14 protein-coding genes and 4 tRNA genes are annotated in these 17,433 nt (G+C 58.4%); all 18 read right to left on the bottom strand.

The features are described 5' to 3' along the window. Positions 1-28: 28 nt before the first annotated feature. The 18 genes from rpsG to birA all read right to left on the bottom strand — a co-directional run bounded on the left by rpsG (position 29) and on the right by birA (position 17,069). Positions 29-499: a 30S ribosomal protein S7 gene (gene rpsG, locus CAF92_RS16385; protein ID WP_003246741.1), complete on the bottom strand. Its 471-nt coding sequence runs from the start codon at positions 497-499 to the stop codon at positions 29-31. A 106-nt stretch (positions 500-605) separates the two neighbouring features. After that, entirely contained in the window at positions 606-977 is a 372-nt protein-coding gene (rpsL, locus tag CAF92_RS16380; RefSeq protein WP_003257088.1) for a 30S ribosomal protein S12, read from the bottom strand. A gap of 211 nt (positions 978-1,188) precedes the next feature. Next, complete coding sequence (rpoC, locus tag CAF92_RS16375) at positions 1,189-5,388, bottom strand: DNA-directed RNA polymerase subunit beta' (RefSeq protein ID WP_046617161.1); 4,200 nt, start codon at positions 5,386-5,388, stop codon at positions 1,189-1,191. 64 nt (positions 5,389-5,452) lie between these two features. Continuing rightward, complete coding sequence (rpoB, locus tag CAF92_RS16370) at positions 5,453-9,526, bottom strand: DNA-directed RNA polymerase subunit beta (protein WP_046617162.1); 4,074 nt, start codon at positions 9,524-9,526, stop codon at positions 5,453-5,455. Between the two features lie 220 nt (positions 9,527-9,746). Beyond that, entirely contained in the window at positions 9,747-10,118 is a 372-nt protein-coding gene (rplL, locus tag CAF92_RS16365; RefSeq protein ID WP_013970630.1) for a 50S ribosomal protein L7/L12, read from the bottom strand. 78 nt (positions 10,119-10,196) lie between these two features. Further along, a complete protein-coding gene (rplJ, locus tag CAF92_RS16360) occupies positions 10,197-10,697 on the bottom strand; it encodes a 50S ribosomal protein L10 (protein ID WP_003257082.1) in 501 nt (166 codons plus the stop codon). Positions 10,698-10,894: 197 nt separating this feature from the next. Then, entirely contained in the window at positions 10,895-11,590 is a 696-nt protein-coding gene (gene rplA / locus CAF92_RS16355) for a 50S ribosomal protein L1 (RefSeq protein ID WP_013970629.1), read from the bottom strand. Next, positions 11,590-12,021 carry a 50S ribosomal protein L11 gene (gene rplK, locus CAF92_RS16350; RefSeq protein ID WP_003255500.1) on the bottom strand — a complete coding sequence of 144 codons (432 nt, stop codon included), beginning with the start codon at positions 12,019-12,021 and terminating at the stop codon, positions 11,590-11,592. Before rplK ends, rplA begins: the two co-directional genes overlap by 1 nt. Before the next feature lie 119 nt (positions 12,022-12,140). After that, on the bottom strand, positions 12,141-12,674 hold the full coding sequence (gene nusG, locus CAF92_RS16345) for a transcription termination/antitermination protein NusG (RefSeq protein ID WP_003255501.1): 534 nt from the start codon (positions 12,672-12,674) through the stop codon (positions 12,141-12,143). A gap of 9 nt (positions 12,675-12,683) precedes the next feature. Continuing rightward, positions 12,684-13,052 (bottom strand): preprotein translocase subunit SecE, encoded by a 369-nt coding sequence (gene secE, locus CAF92_RS16340; protein WP_003257081.1) that lies wholly within the window; start codon positions 13,050-13,052, stop codon positions 12,684-12,686. Between the two features lie 44 nt (positions 13,053-13,096). Continuing rightward, positions 13,097-13,172: transfer RNA gene (locus CAF92_RS16335), tRNA-Trp, on the bottom strand. A gap of 54 nt (positions 13,173-13,226) precedes the next feature. Continuing rightward, positions 13,227-14,420, bottom strand: a complete 1,194-nt coding sequence (gene tuf, locus CAF92_RS16330; protein WP_013970634.1) for an elongation factor Tu — start codon at positions 14,418-14,420, stop codon at positions 13,227-13,229. A gap of 78 nt (positions 14,421-14,498) precedes the next feature. Then, positions 14,499-14,574 (bottom strand) — tRNA-Thr (locus CAF92_RS16325). A gap of 29 nt (positions 14,575-14,603) precedes the next feature. Then, a tRNA-Gly gene (locus CAF92_RS16320) sits at positions 14,604-14,677 on the bottom strand. A 24-nt stretch (positions 14,678-14,701) separates the two neighbouring features. Then, positions 14,702-14,785 (bottom strand) — tRNA-Tyr (locus CAF92_RS16315). A gap of 152 nt (positions 14,786-14,937) precedes the next feature. After that, a complete protein-coding gene (locus CAF92_RS16310) occupies positions 14,938-15,363 on the bottom strand; it encodes a hypothetical protein (protein ID WP_046617267.1) in 426 nt (141 codons plus the stop codon). A 7-nt stretch (positions 15,364-15,370) separates the two neighbouring features. Continuing rightward, positions 15,371-16,120, bottom strand: a complete 750-nt coding sequence (locus CAF92_RS16305) for a pantothenate kinase (protein ID WP_085601393.1) — start codon at positions 16,118-16,120, stop codon at positions 15,371-15,373. Further along, positions 16,110-17,069 carry a bifunctional biotin--[acetyl-CoA-carboxylase] ligase/biotin operon repressor BirA gene (gene birA / locus CAF92_RS16300; protein WP_085601459.1) on the bottom strand — a complete coding sequence of 320 codons (960 nt, stop codon included), beginning with the start codon at positions 17,067-17,069 and terminating at the stop codon, positions 16,110-16,112. The genes CAF92_RS16305 and birA overlap by 11 nt, the downstream gene beginning before the upstream one ends. Between the last annotated feature and the right edge of the window lie 364 nt (positions 17,070-17,433).

Genomic DNA, 17,433 nt, shown 5'->3' with positions numbered 1-17,433 from the left:
AGCCCTCGCAAAATGATTGATGCTTGAATTAGAAGCGGTAGTGCGAGAACGCTTTGTTGGCCTCGGCCATACGGTGCACGTCTTCACGCTTCTTGACTGCAGCACCCTTGCCTTCAGCAGCATCCAGCAGCTCGCCAGCCAGGCGCAGAGCCATCGACTTCTCGCCGCGCTTGCGGGCGTAGTCTACGAGCCAGCGCATTGCCAGAGCGTTACGACGGGATGGACGAACTTCAACCGGAACCTGGTAAGTGGCACCGCCGACACGGCGGGACTTAACTTCGACCAGCGGAGCGATGGCGTCGAGAGCTTTCTCGAAGATTTCCAGGGGGTCGCTGTTCTTGCGTGCTTTGACGGTATCCAGAGCACCGTAAACGATGCGCTCGGCTACGGCCTTCTTGCCGCTTTCCATCACGTGGTTCATGAACTTGGCGAGGATCTGGGATCCGTACTTCGGATCGTCCAGGATCTCACGTTTTGCTGCTACACGACGTCTTGGCATGATAAGCCCTCAAACGGTCTTCAGGTTAGCCCGGGACCAGGTCTTTCGACCCCTGCCCGACCTTACTCTTATCGACTCAAATAAATGGATGTCTGCAAACGACCGATTACTTCGGACGCTTGGTACCGTACTTCGAACGACCCTGGTTACGGCCTTTAACGCCCGAAGTATCCAGAGAGCCGCGAACGGTGTGGTAACGAACACCTGGCAAGTCTTTTACACGGCCGCCACGGATCAGGACGACGCTGTGCTCTTGCAGGTTGTGGCCTTCACCACCGATGTACGAGGAAACCTCGAAACCGTTGGTCAGACGCACACGGCATACTTTACGCAGTGCCGAGTTAGGTTTTTTCGGCGTGGTGGTGTACACGCGGGTGCACACGCCACGACGCTGCGGGCAGTTCTGCAGCGCAGGTACGTCGGATTTCTCGACGGTACGCTTACGCGGCTGACGTACCAGCTGGTTGATAGTTGCCATCTACTAGCTCCACTGATTGTCTTGCGACGCTATTGTCTTGCAAGAAAGCCAAAAATTGGCGAGACGGAGCCTCACCAAATTTAAGGGTACAAAAGTCTAAAGAGGATCTTGCACCCAGTCAAGACGAGGCCCCGGCCCTCCCCGCCCGGTCATCGGCAACAATTGTTGTCACCGATGCCCTTGCGAGGCTTGCCGGGGCCCTGCCCTGTACTTAGTTACCGCTGGAGTTCAGCGCTTCGGTCAGTGCGGCTTCCACCTCACTGGCGCTCACACGCAGCGGCTTGTCGGCATCACGGCGACGCTTGCGCTCGCTGTGGTAGGCCAGACCAGTACCGGCCGGGATCAGACGACCCACGACCACGTTCTCTTTCAGGCCGCGCAGGTAGTCGCGCTTGCCGGTTACCGCCGCTTCGGTCAGCACGCGGGTGGTTTCCTGGAAGGAAGCCGCGGAGATGAACGACTCGGTCGACAGCGACGCCTTGGTGATACCCAGCAGCACGCGGGTGAACTTGGAGACGAACTTGTCCTCGGCGGCGAGACGCTCGTTCTCTACCAGTACCTGGGTCAGTTCCATCTGGTCGCCCTTGATGAAGCTGGAATCGCCCGACTCGGAGATCTCGACCTTGCGCAGCATCTGACGCAGGATGGTCTCGATGTGCTTGTCGTTGATCTTAACGCCTTGCAGACGGTAAACGTCCTGAATCTCGTTGACGATGTACTTCGCCAGCGCGCTCACACCCAGCAGACGCAGGATGTCGTGCGGATCGCTCGGGCCGTCAGAGATAACTTCGCCGCGGTTTACCTGTTCGCCTTCAAAGACGTTCAGGTGGCGCCACTTCGGAATCAGCTCTTCGTACGGATCGCTACCGTCGGTCGGGGTGATGACCAGACGGCGCTTGCCCTTGGTCTCCTTGCCGAATGCGATGGTGCCGCTGACTTCAGCCAGAATCGAGGCTTCTTTCGGACGGCGCGCTTCGAACAGGTCGGCAACGCGCGGCAGACCACCGGTGATGTCACGGGTCTTCGACGTTTCTTGCGGGATACGCGCGATAACGTCACCAACGCCAATCTGGGCACCGTCAGCTACGCCGACGAGGGCGTTGGCCGGCAGGAAGTACTGGGCAGGTACGTCGGTACCCGGCAGGTACAGGTCCTTGCCAGAGGCGTCGACCATCTTGATCGCCGGACGGATTTCCTTACCAGCGGCAGGGCGATCCTTGACGTCCAGGACTTCAATGTTGGTCAAACCAGTCAATTCGTCGGTCTGACGTTTGATGGTGATGCCTTCTTCCATGCCCACAAAGGTCACGGTACCTTTCAGCTCGGTAACGATCGGGTGGGTGTGCGGATCCCACTTGGCGACGATGGCGCCAGCTTCGACCTTGTCACCTTCCTTGACCGAAATCACCGCACCGTAAGGCAGCTTGTAGCGCTCACGCTCACGACCGAATTCGTCGGCAATGGCCAGCTCGCCGGAACGCGATACGGCAACCAGGTTGCCATCGGCACGCTCAACCTGCTTCAGGTTGTGCAGACGCACCATGCCGCCGTTCTTAACCTGGACGCTGTCGGCAGCCGAGGTACGGCTTGCAGCACCACCGATGTGGAACGTACGCATGGTCAGCTGGGTACCCGGCTCACCGATCGACTGCGCAGCGATAACGCCGACAGCTTCACCGATGTTCACCTGGTGACCGCGAGCCAGGTCACGACCGTAGCACTTGGCGCAGATGCCGTAGCGGGTTTCGCAGTTGATCGGCGAACGCACGACCACTTCGTCGATGCTGTTCAGCTCGATGAACTCGACCCACTTCTCGTCGACCAAGGTACCGGCCGGAACGATGACGTCCTCGGTGCCTGGCTTGAACACGTCACGGGCGATGACACGACCCAGTACACGCTCACCCAGCGGCTCTACAACGTCGCCACCTTCGATGTGCGGGGTCATCAGCAGGCCCTGGTCGGTGCCGCAGTCGATCTCGGTAACCACCAGATCCTGGGCAACGTCTACCAGACGACGAGTCAGGTAACCGGAGTTAGCAGTCTTCAGTGCGGTATCCGCCAGACCCTTACGAGCACCGTGGGTCGAAATGAAGTACTGCAGAACGCTCAGACCTTCACGGAAGTTCGCGGTGATCGGCGTCTCGATGATGGAGCCGTCCGGCTTGGCCATCAGGCCACGCATACCGGCCAGCTGACGGATCTGGGCTGCGGAACCCCGCGCACCGGAGTCAGCCATCATGTACATCGAGTTGAAGGACTCTTGCTCGACTTCGTTGCCTTCGCGGTCGATGACCTTCTCTTTCGAGAGGTTGGCCATCATCGCCTTGGACACTTCGTCGTTCGCCTTCGACCACAAGTCGATGACCTTGTTGTACTTCTCGCCCTGGGTTACCAGGCCGGAGGCGTACTGACTCTCGATTTCCTTCACTTCGTCGGTAGCGGTACCGATGATGCGGGCTTTCTCGTCCGGGATAACGAAGTCGTTAACACCGATGGAAACGCCGGAAATGGTCGAGTAAGCGAAACCGGTGTACATCAGCTGGTCAGCAAAAATAACGGTCTCTTTCAGACCAACCACGCGGTAGCACTGGTTGATCAGCTTGGAGATCGCCTTCTTCTTCATCGGCTGGTTGACCACGTCGTACGGCAGGCCTGCCGGTACAACCTGGAACAGCAGCGCACGGCCGACAGTAGTGTCGACGATACGGGTGTTCTTGACCACCGAACCGTCACGCTCTTTCACGGTTTCGTTGATACGAACCTTGATTTTCGCGTGCAGGGCAGCCTCGCCGGCGCGGAATACGCGGTCGACTTCCTGCAGGTCGGCGAACACGCGACCTTCGCCCTTGGCGTTGATGGCTTCGCGGGTCATGTAGTACAGACCCAGTACCACGTCCTGCGACGGAACGATGATTGGCTCACCGTTGGCTGGCGACAGGATGTTGTTGGTCGACATCATCAGCGCGCGCGCTTCGAGCTGGGCTTCCAGGGTCAGCGGCACGTGAACGGCCATCTGGTCACCGTCGAAGTCGGCGTTGTACGCGGCACAGACCAGCGGGTGCAGCTGGATGGCCTTACCTTCGATCAGAACCGGTTCAAAGGCCTGGATACCCAGACGGTGCAGGGTCGGTGCACGGTTGAGCAGCACGGGGTGTTCGCGAATCACCTCGGCGAGCACGTCCCAAACCTCTGGCAGCTCGCGCTCGACCATCTTCTTGGCAGCCTTGATGGTGGTCGCCAGACCACGCATTTCAAGCTTGCCAAAAATGAAGGGCTTGAACAGCTCGAGGGCCATCTTCTTCGGCAGACCGCACTGATGCAGACGCAGGGTCGGGCCTACGGTAATAACCGAACGGCCGGAGTAGTCCACACGCTTACCGAGCAAGTTCTGACGGAAGCGACCTTGCTTACCTTTGATCATGTCGGCCAGGGACTTCAGCGGACGCTTGTTCGAGCCAGTGATGGCGCGACCGCGACGGCCGTTGTCCAGCAGGGCGTCGACCGCTTCCTGCAGCATGCGCTTTTCGTTGCGCACGATGATGTCCGGCGCCGACAGATCCAGCAGGCGCTTCAGACGGTTGTTACGGTTGATCACCCGACGATACAGGTCGTTCAGGTCGGAGGTCGCGAAGCGGCCGCCATCCAGCGGAACCAGCGGACGCAGGTCCGGCGGCAGCACTGGCAGGACGGTCAGGACCATCCACTCAGGCAGGTTGCCCGAGCCCTGGAACGCTTCCATCAGCTTCAGACGCTTGGACAGCTTCTTGATCTTGGTTTCCGAGTTGGTCTGCGGAATCTCTTCGCGCAGGCGACCGATCTCGTGCTCCAGGTCGATAGCGTGCAGCAGCTCGCGGACAGCCTCGGCACCCATGCGGGCGTCGAAGTCGTCACCGAACTCTTCCAGCGCTTCAAAGTACTGCTCGTCGTTCAGCAGCTGGCCCTTTTCCAGGGTCGTCATGCCCGGGTCGATAACGACGTAGCTCTCGAAGTAGAGCACGCGCTCGATGTCACGCAGGGTCATGTCCATCAGCAGGCCGATACGGGACGGCAGCGACTTCAGGAACCAGATGTGGGCAACCGGCGAGGCCAGTTCGATGTGCGCCATGCGCTCACGACGAACTTTTGCCAGGGCAACTTCAACGCCGCACTTCTCGCAGATCACGCCGCGGTGCTTGAGGCGCTTGTACTTGCCGCACAGGCACTCGTAGTCCTTGACTGGGCCAAAGATCTTGGCGCAGAACAGGCCGTCACGCTCAGGCTTGAACGTACGGTAGTTGATGGTTTCCGGCTTCTTAACTTCACCGAACGACCACGAACGGATCATTTCAGGCGACGCCAGACCGATGCGGATGGCGTCGAACTCTTCGACTTGACCCTGGTTTTTCAGCAAATTCAGTAGGTCTTTCAAGGCCTTTCCTCCTGGCGGAGCAGGGAGCGGGCATTACCTGCCCCACTCCCCTTCGCGTCACGTGTTATTCGGTTTCCAGATCGATATCGATACCGAGCGAACGGATCTCTTTGATCAACACGTTGAAGGACTCGGGCATGCCCGGCTCCATACGGTGATCGCCATCCACGATGTTCTTGTACATCTTGGTACGGCCGTTCACGTCGTCCGACTTCACTGTGAGCATTTCTTGCAGGGTGTATGCCGCGCCGTATGCTTCCAGCGCCCACACTTCCATCTCCCCGAAACGCTGACCACCGAACTGCGCCTTACCACCCAGCGGCTGCTGGGTAACCAGGCTGTAGGAACCAGTGGAACGCGCGTGCATCTTGTCGTCCACCAAGTGGTTCAGCTTGAGCATGTACATGTAACCAACGGTCACAGGACGCTCGAACTTGTTGCCGGTACGGCCATCGAACAGCACCATCTGGCCGCTCTCTGGCAGGTCGGCCAGCTTCAGCATGGCCTTGATCTCGCGCTCCTTGGCACCGTCGAAGACCGGGGTAGCCATTGGCACACCCTTCTTCAGGTTGTGAGCAAGGGCCAGGATCTCTTCGTCGGTGAACTCGTCGAGGTTTTCCTGACGACCGCCGATCTCGTTGTAGACCTCGGTCAGGAACACGCGCAGTTCAGCGGCCTTGCGCTGCTCTTCGATCATGCGGTCGATCTTCTCGCCCAGACCCTTGGCCGCCAGGCCCAGGTGAGTTTCGAGGATCTGACCGACGTTCATACGCGAAGGTACACCCAGCGGGTTCAGTACGACATCGACCGGAGTACCGTTGGCGTCGTGCGGCATGTCTTCGACCGGCATGATTACCGAGACGACACCCTTGTTACCGTGACGACCGGCCATCTTGTCACCCGGCTGGATGCGACGGCGGATTGCCAGGTAAACCTTGACGATCTTCAGTACGCCCGGTGCCAGGTCATCACCCTGCTGCAGCTTGCGCTTCTTGTCTTCGAACTTGTCGTCCAGCAGACGGCGACGATCGACGATGTACTGCTGAGCCTTTTCCAGCTGCTCGTTCAGTGCATCTTCGGCCATGCGCAGTTTGAACCACTGGCCGTGCTCCAGACCGTCCAGTACTTCGTCAGTGATCACAGTGCCTTTCTTCAGGCCCGCGCCACCGTCGACCACCTGGCCGTTCAGGGCAGAACGCAGACGCTCGAAGGTTGCACCTTCGACGATGCGGAACTCTTCGTTGAGGTCCTTGCGGATCTCGTCCAGCTGCATCTTCTCGATGGCCAGGGCGCGGCTGTCGCGCTCGACGCCATCACGGGTGAAGACCTGTACGTCGATGACGGTACCCTTGGTGCCGGTTGGCACGCGCAGGGAGGTGTCCTTAACGTCGCTGGCCTTCTCACCGAAGATCGCGCGCAGCAGTTTTTCTTCCGGAGTCAGCTGGGTTTCGCCTTTTGGCGTTACCTTGCCGACCAGGATGTCGCCAGCGCCGACTTCGGCACCCACGTAGACGATACCGGCTTCGTCCAGCTTGTTCAGTGCGGCTTCACCCACGTTCGGGATGTCCGCAGTGATTTCCTCTGGGCCAAGCTTGGTGTCACGCGCCACACAGGTCAGTTCCTGGATGTGGATGGTGGTGAAGCGATCTTCCTGGACCACACGCTCGGACAGGCAGATGGAGTCTTCGAAGTTGAAGCCGTTCCACGCCATGAACGCGATGCGCATGTTCTGACCCAGTGCCAGCTCACCCATGTCGGTGGACGGGCCGTCGGCCATGATGTCGCCACGCTGAACCTTGTCACCCTTGCTCACCAGCGGACGCTGGTTGATGCAGGTGTTCTGGTTCGAACGGGTGTACTTGGTCAGGTTGTAGATATCCACACCTGCTTCGCCGGTTTCAACTTCGTCGTCTGCAACGCGAACAACGATACGGCTGGCGTCGACCGAGTCGATCACGCCACCGCGGCGAGCAACCACGCAGACACCGGAGTCACGGGCAACGTTGCGCTCCATGCCGGTACCTACCAGCGGCTTGTCGGCGCGCAGGGTCGGTACAGCCTGACGCTGCATGTTCGAACCCATCAATGCACGGTTGGCGTCGTCGTGCTCGAGGAACGGAATCAGCGACGCAGCAACGGAAACAACCTGCTTCGGCGAAACGTCCATCAGGGTGACGTCTTCCGGCGCCTTGACGGTGAATTCGTTCAGGTGACGAACAGCTACCAGCTCATCGATCAGCTGCTTCTTCTCGTTCATCGCGGCCGAAGCCTGGGCGATGACGTGATCCGCTTCTTCAATGGCCGACAGGAACACGATTTCGTCGCTGACCACGCCTTCCTTCACCACGCGGTACGGGCTTTCCAGGAAGCCATACTGGTTGGTGCGGGCATAGGCAGCCAGGGAGTTGATCAGACCGATGTTCGGACCTTCAGGGGTCTCGATCGGGCACACACGGCCGTAGTGGGTCGGGTGTACGTCACGGACTTCGAAGCCGGCACGCTCACGGGTCAGACCACCTGGGCCGAGTGCGGAGACGCGGCGCTTGTGGGTGATCTCGGAGAGTGGGTTGTTCTGGTCCATGAATTGGGACAGCTGGCTGGAACCGAAGAACTCTTTCACCGCCGCCGCAACCGGCTTGGCGTTGATCAGGTCTTGCGGCATCAGGCCTTCGCTTTCCGCCATCGACAGGCGTTCCTTGACCGCGCGCTCGACACGCACCAGGCCAACGCGGAACTGGTTCTCGGCCATCTCGCCGACGCAACGTACGCGACGGTTACCCAGGTGGTCGATGTCGTCGACGATGCCTTTGCCGTTACGGATGTCGACCAGGGTCTTCAGAACCTCGACGATATCTTCCTTGCTCAGCACGCCCGAACCTTCGATCTCGGTACGCCCGATACGACGGTTGAACTTCATGCGGCCAACCGCGGACAGGTCGTAACGCTCGGCACTGAAGAACAGGTTGTTGAACAGGGTCTCGGCAGCATCCTTGGTTGGCGGTTCGCCAGGACGCATCATGCGGTAGATCTCGACCAGGGCTTCCAGCTGGTTGCTGGTGGTGTCGATCTTCAGGGTATCGGAGATGAACGGACCGCAATCGATGTCGTTGGTGTACAGGGTCTCGATACGGACAACCTGCGCCTTGGCGACCTTGATCAGCAGTTCGGTGGTCATCTCGGTGTTGCATTCGGCCAGGATCTCGCCGGTAGCCGGATGCACGATGGCCTTGGCGGTAGTGCGGCCCAGGACGTATTCCATAGGAACGTCCAGCTGCTTGACGCCGGCCTTCTCGAGCTGGTTGATGTGGCGCGCGGTAATACGACGGCCCTGCTCGACGATGACTTTGCCGGTTTCGTCATGGATATCCATGACTGCAACCTCACCACGCAAACGCTGTGGTACCAGTTCCAGGCTGAGTTTCTCGCCGGAAATGTGGAACACGTTGGTGGTGTAGAAGGTGTTCAGCACTTCTTCAGTGCTGTAACCCAGGGCACGCAGCAGCACCGAGGCCGGCAGTTTGCGACGACGGTCGATACGTACGAACACGCAGTCCTTCGGGTCGAACTCGAAGTCCAGCCAGGAGCCGCGGTAAGGGATGATGCGAGCGGAGTACAGCAGCTTGCCGGAGCTGTGAGTCTTGCCACGGTCGTGGTCGAAGAACACACCAGGCGAACGGTGCAGCTGGGAAACGATCACACGCTCGGTACCGTTGATAACGAAGGTACCGTTCTCAGTCATCAGGGGGATTTCACCCATGTAGACTTCTTGCTCTTTGATGTCCTTGATCGCTTTGTTCGACGATTCCTTGTCGAAGATGATCAGGCGCACCTTGACCCGCAGTGGGACCGCGAAGGTCACGCCACGCAGGACACATTCCTTCACATCGAAGGCGGGTTCGCCCAGGCGATAGCCTACGTACTCCAGGGCAGCATTGCCGGAGTAGCTGATGATCGGGAATACCGATTTGAAGGCCGCGTGCAGGCCGACGTCGCGGAACTGATCCTTGGATGCTCCCGCTTGCAGGAATTCGCGATACGAATCCAGCTGGATGGCCAGGAGGTAAGGCACATCCATGACGTCCGGCAACTTGCTAAAGTCCTTGCGGATACGTTTTTTCTCAGTGTATGAGTAAGCCATCAGCGTTCCCCAGCTTGGTCACCTGCTTGTTTGGCTTCTCCCGGCGGGAGCAGCCAGAAAATCGTGCAAACCCCTTGGTTTGCGCCACCCACATGGGTGTCTTGCAGCTTGTTATCGGGGCCGGCCTGACCGGCCACCAATAACGGAAAAAGGCCGGTGGCATAAGCCACCAGCCATCAGCCCTTCGCTCAACGCTCGGACTGGAGTCGCAAAGTCGAGATTACTTCAGCTCGACTTTAGCGCCAGCTTCTTCCAGCTTCTTCTTCGCGTCTTCAGCGGCTTCTTTCGAAACGCCTTCAGCGATAACCTGAGGAGCGCCGTCGACTTTCTCTTTGGCTTCTTTCAGGCCCAGACCGGTCAGTTCACGAACGGCCTTGATCACGTTTACTTTCTTGTCGCCAGCTTCGGTCAGAACGACGTTGAATTCGGTCTGTTCTTCAACAGCGGCAGCAGCACCAGCAGCTGGGCCAGCGGCAACAGCGGCAGCAGCGGTAACACCGAAGGTTTCTTCCATCGCTTTGATCAGTTCAACAATTTCCAGAACAGTTTTCTGGCCGATCGCTTCGATGATTTGCTCGTTAGTCAGAGACATGACTTAAATCCTGTATTGGGGTGACAGCCTACGCAGCCATCAAATTAAACGTATGATTTTGAAAGAGTTGCGGGTGCCTTAGGCAGCAGCAGCTTCTTTCTGGTCGCGCAGAGCTGCCAGGGTACGAGCCAGCTTGCTGGTTGCACCTTGGATTACGCTCATCAGCTGTGCGATAGCCTCGTCGCGAGTTGGCAGGGTCGCCAGCACGTCGATCTGGTTAGCGGCAAGGAACTTGCCGTCAAACGCAGCTGCCTTGATCTCGAACTTGTCCTGACCCTTGGCGAACTCTTTGAACAGACGAGCAGCAGCGCCCGGGTGTTCGTTGGAGAAAGCAATCAGGGTCGGGCCTTTGAACGCGTCGTTGAGGATCGAGAATTCGGTGCCTTCAACAGCGCGCTTCAGCAGGGTGTTACGTACGACACGTACGTAAACGCCAGCTTCGCGGGCCTCTTTACGGAGTCCGGTCATTGCGCCTACAGTCACACCACGGGCATCAGCCACGACAGCGGACAGAGCGACTTTGGCAGCCTCGTTGACTTCAGCGACGATGGCCTTCTTGTCTTCGAGTTTAATTGCCACGGGTTTACTCCTGGTTTTTACCGTTTCATCTGGCCGAAGCCGGATGTCGTTTTGGTGTCTGATTCGGTAACGAATCGGGAGCACCATCTGCGTGGGCTGGTGTTTTAAGGCTTGCGCCGCCTACGGTCTTGGATAGCCCCCGCCAGGCAGGGACCCCAATTTTTGCTGGTGGCGCGACAGGTCGCGCCACCATGTTCTTACACGTTCAGCGAGCTCTGATCGATGACCAGACCTGGGCCCATGGTGGTGCTCAGGGTAACGCGCTTGACGTAGATACCTTTCGAGGAAGCTGGCTTGATACGCTTCAGATCAGCGATCAGGGCTTCAACGTTTTCCTTCAGCTTGCCGGCTTCGAAACCGACCTTGCCAACGGAGGTGTGGATGATACCGTTCTTGTCGGTACGGTAGCGAACCTGACCAGCCTTGGCGTTCTTGACGGCGCCGGCTACGTCTGGGGTCACGGTACCAACTTTCGGGTTAGGCATCAGGCCGCGAGGACCCAGAACCTGACCCAGCTGACCTACAACGCGCATGGCATCAGGCGATGCGATAACGACGTCATAGTTCAGGTCGCCGCCTTTCATTTCGGCAGCCAGATCGTCCATACCTACGCGGTCAGCGCCGGCAGCCAGAGCGGCTTCAGCAGCTGGACCCTGGGTGAAGACAGCAACGCGAACGGTCTTGCCAGTGCCGTGCGGCAGCACAGTAGCGCTACGTACGACCTGGTCGGATTTACGCGGGTCAACACCGAGGTTAACGGCGATGTCGTAGGACTCTACGAACTTGGCAGCAGGCAGCGAAGCCAGCAGAGTGGCCGCTTCTTCGAAGTTGTAGGCCTTGCCTGCTTCGATTTTCTCGGCGATTGCCTTTTGGCGTTTGGTCAGCTTAGCCATTACACACCCTCCACGTTCAGGCCCATGCTGCGGGCAGAGCCAGCGATGGTGCGTACAGCAGCGTCCAGGTCAGCGGCAGTCAGGTCAGCCTGTTTGGCTTTCGCGATATCTTCCAGCTGAGCACGGGTAACGGTACCGACTTTAACGGTGTTCGGGCGAGCCGAACCACTGGTCAGGCCAGCAGCTTTCTTCAGCAGAACCGAGGCAGGGGTGCTCTTGGTCTCGAAGGTGAAGCTACGGTCGCTGTAGACAGTGATGATCACAGGAGTCGGCAGGCCGGCTTCTTGACCCTGGGTACGGGCGTTGAAGGCCTTGCAGAATTCCATGATGTTCACACCGTGTTGACCCAGTGCTGGACCAACGGGTGGGCTTGGGTTGGCCTGGCCGGCCTTAACTTGCAGCTTGATGTAAGCCTGAATCTTCTTAGCCATGAGCTACTCCAAAATCGGGTACGAACGCCTGTTGGCTCCCCGGATGACTTGCGTTTTATCCCAGTGACGACAAAACCCCGCAGCACACAGGGCTGCGGGGTATGGGATGCTTCGTCCGCCTAGACCTTTTCGACCTGGCTGAACTCGAGCTCCACCGGAGTAGAGCGACCGAAAATGAGCACCGCTACCTGCAGGCGACTCTTTTCGTAGTTAACCTCTTCGACACTACCATTGAAGTCTGCGAACGGACCGTCAATGACTCGAACCACTTCACCAGGCTCGAACAGCGTCTTCGGCTTCGGCTTGTCGCTACCGTCGGCAACGCGACGCAGGATAGCCTCTGCTTCTTTATCGGTAATCGGCGCAGGCTTGTCTGCGGTACCACCAATAAAGCCCATCACGCGAGGGGTATCCTTGACCAAGTGCCAAGTCCCTTCGTTCATCTCCATCTGGACAAGTACATAGCCAGGGAAGAATTTACGCTCACTCTTGCGCTTCTGGCCGTTGCGCATTTCGACGACTTCTTCGGTCGGGACCAGGATCTCGCCGAAACCGTCTTCCATGCCAGCCAGCTTGACGCGCTCGATCAGGGAGCGCATTACATGCTTCTCGTAACCCGAGTAAGCATGCACAACATACCAACGCTTAGCCACGGGACACCTTTAGCCAACGATCAAGGAGACCGCCCAGCCGAGCAGGGAATCAAGACCCCACAGCAGCAGTGCCATAACCAGCACGACAGCCACGACAATCAACGTGGTCTGGGTGGTTTCCTGGCGGGTCGGCCACACGACTTTACGAATCTCGGTACGAGCTTCCTTCGCCAGCGCAAAGAACGACTTGCCCTTCGCAGTCTGCAGAGCTACAAAGCCCGCGACAGCAGCCAGGACGAGAAGTGCGAGGACGCGATACAGGATCGGGGAGGCGGAGTAATATTGGTTACCCACTACACCGACAACCACCAAAGCCACTACAGCCAGCCACTTGAACAGATCAAAACGCGATTCTTGGGCTTCAGTTTTGGGAGTCATCGAGGAGGATCCTGTGAGAAGAAAGCCATCACACCGAGGTGAAATGGCAGGTCAGGAGGGAATCGAACCCCCAACCTACGGTTTTGGAGACCGTCGCTCTGCCAATTGAGCTACTGACCTGTAACGCTGTATCAGGCCGGCCATTATACCGGCCTGATCAAGTAAATCAACTACTTATTCAATAATTTTTGCTACGACACCGGCGCCGACGGTACGACCGCCTTCACGGATAGCGAAGCGCAGACCGTCTTCCATTGCGATGGTCTTGATCAGGGTAACAGTCATCTGAATGTTGTCACCTGGCATTACCATTTCAACGCCTTCCGGCAGCTCGCAGTTACCGGTCACGTCAGTGGTACGGAAGTAGAACTGAGGACGGTAGCCTTTGAAGAACGGAGTGTGACGACCGCCTTCTTCCTTCGACAGAACGTAGACTTCTGCGGTGAACTTGGTGTGCGGCTTGACCGAACCTGGCTTGACCAGAACCTGGCCACGCTCAACGTCGTCACGCTTGGTACCACGCAGCAGAACGCCGCAGTTCTCGCCAGCACGGCCTTCGTCCAGCAGCTTGCGGAACATTTCAACACCGGTGCAGGTGGTGGTCGAAGTGTCACGCAGACCAACGATTTCCAGCGGATCCTGAACGCGGACGATACCACGCTCGATACGACCGGTAACAACGGTACCACGACCCGAGATCGAGAATACGTCTTCGATCGGCATCAGGAACGGCTGGTCAACGGCACGAACTGGCTCAGGGATGTAGGCATCCAGAGTTTCTACCAGCTTCTTGACAGCGGTAGTACCCATTTCGTTGTCGTCTTTGCCTTCCAGGGCCATACGAGCCGAACCGATGATGATCGGGGTGTCGTCGCCTGGGAAGTCGTAGGTGGACAGCAGGTCGCGAACTTCCATCTCGACCAGTTCCAGCAGCTCGGCGTCGTCTACCAGGTCAGCCTTGTTCAGGAAGACCACGATGTAAGGAACGCCTACCTGACGGGACAGCAGGATGTGCTCACGGGTTTGCGGCATCGGACCATCGGCGGCCGAGCAAACCAGGATCGCGCCGTCCATCTGGGCAGCACCGGTGATCATGTTCTTCACGTAGTCAGCGTGACCTGGGCAGTCAACGTGAGCGTAGTGACGAATGTTCGAGTTGTACTCGACGTGAGCGGTGTTGATGGTGATACCGCGCGCTTTTTCTTCCGGAGCCGAGTCGATCTTGTCGAACTCAACGACTGCCGAACCGAAAACTTCGGAGCAGACGCGAGTCAGAGCTGCGGTCAGAGTGGTCTTACCGTGGTCAACGTGGCCGATAGTGCCGACGTTAACGTGGGGAAGGGAACGATCAAACTTTTCCTTAGCCATCGATACAATCCTCCGCAGAAGAAATAGTCTTGCACTGATAAAACAAAGGCAGATATTTTCATATCTGCCTTGTTTATATGGAGCTCTTGAGCGGACTTGAACCGCTGACCTCACCCTTACCAAGGGTGTGCTCTACCAACTGAGCTACAAGAGCGAAACACTTTGTGCAAAATCCAGCAAACTTGGAGCGGGTAGCGGGAATCGAACCCGCATCATCAGCTTGGAAGGCTGAGGTTCTACCACTAAACTATACCCGCGGAGCTTACGGCTCTCGCTAAAACTGGTGGAGGGAGAAGGATTCGAACCTTCGAAGCTCTCGCAACGGATTTACAGTCCGTCCCCTTTGACCGCTCGGGAATCCCTCCAGATGTGGCCGGCATTCTATTTGTCTGCCGTCCTAGTGTCAAGCGTTTTTTCAAATTTTTTCAATCAAATCTGAAACTTAGCTGCTTTGACACCGCTTCCAGTTCTACCCCCTGAGTGGTGTTCCCTGTGAAGCGGGCGCCATTCTATCAAGCTATTCGCCAGTTGCAATACCCTGGCAGAAAATAATTTTGTGTTTTAAGTCTTTGAAATCGTTGGAAAGAGTCGCGAGGACGGTTTGGTCCAGCAAACGCTCGCTATCCGGGGCAACCTTGAGCCAACGACCATCCGCCCCTGGCAACTGACCCGCCACCGGCACGGTGACAATATCCAGGCTCAAAAGGCGCTGACGCAGCGCATCGAGCTGGCCCTGCCCCATCACACCACCTACCACCAGGCACTCATCCCGGCGCTTGGGCGGAGCCGAAACCCCTGTTTCGCGCAACAGGCGGATTTCTTGCTGATTCCCCTTGTACAGCGACAGGGGCGCGACTTCCTTGACCTTCAGCGGGGCTTCCTGCTGGTGCCACACGTAATAGAAGACGTTGAGCACCAGTAACAGCAGAAACAACCAACGCATAGGCACCTCAATCCAATGGGCAGGCCATGGCCAGGCCTACAAAAACCAGGTCAGGCACGACACGTGCCTGGGGCACCGCCTCCCTTACCAGCGGCGCATCGCCCCCAGTGAGGAACACTGTGAAGTCCTTCCCCCACAACGCTCGCGCCTGTTCGAGCTGGGTATGCGCAAAACCCTGGAGCATCAACACGCAACCGCGCTCGACCGCCTCGACCGTCGAGCGACCTGGCGCCAGGCTGGCCAATGCACGCTCGGCCGAGGCATCGTCATAACGGATACGCCGGGTGTGAGTACGCAACTGGCTACGCATCAATGGCATACCTGGGCAGATGTAGCCACCCAGGTGCTCGCCGTCCGCCGCAACGAAGTCCGCTTTGGCAGCGGTCCCCAGGTCAATGACCAGGCAAGCGCCTTTGGCCAGGTGAAATGCTCCCAGCGCCGCCAACCAACGGTCCATGCCCAGACGCTGGTAGTCGTCATAGCCATTGCGCACACCCGCCATTTCCTGAGCCGGGTGCGCCACGCGCGCTTGCACGGCAAATGCCTGGGCAATCAGCGCGCAAAGCGCATCGGTTTCTTCCTCACTGCGCACACTGACAATGCGGCAGCCGGTCAGACGTACCGAAGCCCGCGCGGCCACTTCGGCCACCAGCGCCTGATCGGAGTCAACGATACCGCCGCTTTCAATCGCTGCATCAGCAACGTGGATTACCCGCCACTTGATGAAGCTGTTACCGCAATCGAGCTCAAGAATCATCACGCAACCTCAAACTGAGCTCACCACCACTGAAGCTCTTTTCCACCCCGTCCACCTCAAGGCGCAAGCCGCCCTGCCCGTCGACGCCAAGAACCACGCCATCAATACGCGTGCTACCTGCAACCAGAGAAACCTTGCGCCCCTGCCAGAGGTGCGCCTGCTCCCATTCTTCCTGGAATGCGGCAAACCCGTAGCGACGATGCCGCGCCAATTCGTGCTGCAATTGCTGATTGAGCAATGCTACCAGCCGGTTACGGTCGACTGCCGCCCCTACTTCGCGACGCATCGAGGTCCACACCTGGTCGACCTGATCGTTGACCTGCATGTTCACATTGATGCCTATACCCAGCACCACATGACAGACATCTGCCGGGTCCCCCACCAACTCCAGGAGGATGCCGGTGATCTTCTGCCCGCGAACGAGAACATCATTGGGCCATTTGAGCCCCACATCCTTTACCCCAAACGCCTGCAGGGTACGCATTACCGCCAACCCCACCACGAGACTCAAGCCCTCGAGCTGGCGCATGCCGCCATCCACACGGAGCACCAGGCTGTAATAGAGGTTTTCGGCAAAAGGGCTGACCCACTGCCGACCGCGCCGACCACGGCCGGCGCTCTGGCGCTCGGCCAGGACCAGGAATGGCGCGACTTGCCCCTCTCCAGCGAGTCGCAGGCCTTCAGCATTGGTCGAGTCGATGGTTTCGTGAATGAAAACGGGCCACTGTTCGCCGTCGGCAAACCCGGCGATCGCTTGCGCATCGAGCAAAGCCAGCGGCGCCGCCAGCTGATAGCCACGCCCACGGACCTTGTGAATGGTGAGGTTCAGTTCGCTCTCCAGGTGCTGCAGCTGCTTCCAAACGGCGCTGCGACTTACCCCGAGGGCCGCCCCCAGAGCTTCTCCGGAATGGAACCGACCATCCCTGAGGAGGTTCAACAACTTCAGCATGCCAGTCTCGACTTGGAATAAGGCAGGCATGATAGCTATGGGCTGTTGGCTTGCATAGGAAAAGGGCTGCCGGCGGGGTGAAGGCCGCTCCCGCAGCATACCCTGAACCTGCGCCATATCTGTGGGAGCGGCTTTAGCCGCGAAGCGGGCAACGCGGTGGATGGCACCGGCTTTGCCGTTGTTCGCGGGTGAACCCGCTCTCACAGAGGGGGGTGTGCAGGCCTGGGATTGGTAGGCCAGAAAGACAAAACCCCTACCTGCATGCGCAGATAGGGGTTTTGCGAAATGAATCTTGACGATGACCTACTCTCACATGGGGAAACCCCACACTACCATCGGCGATGCATCGTTTCACTGCTGAGTT

The sequence above is a fragment of the Pseudomonas sp. B10(2017) genome (genome assembly GCF_002113295.1).
GTDB classification, from domain to species: Bacteria; Pseudomonadota; Gammaproteobacteria; order Pseudomonadales; family Pseudomonadaceae; genus Aquipseudomonas; species Aquipseudomonas pudica.
This window is presented reverse-complemented; position numbering and strand designations above follow the sequence as displayed.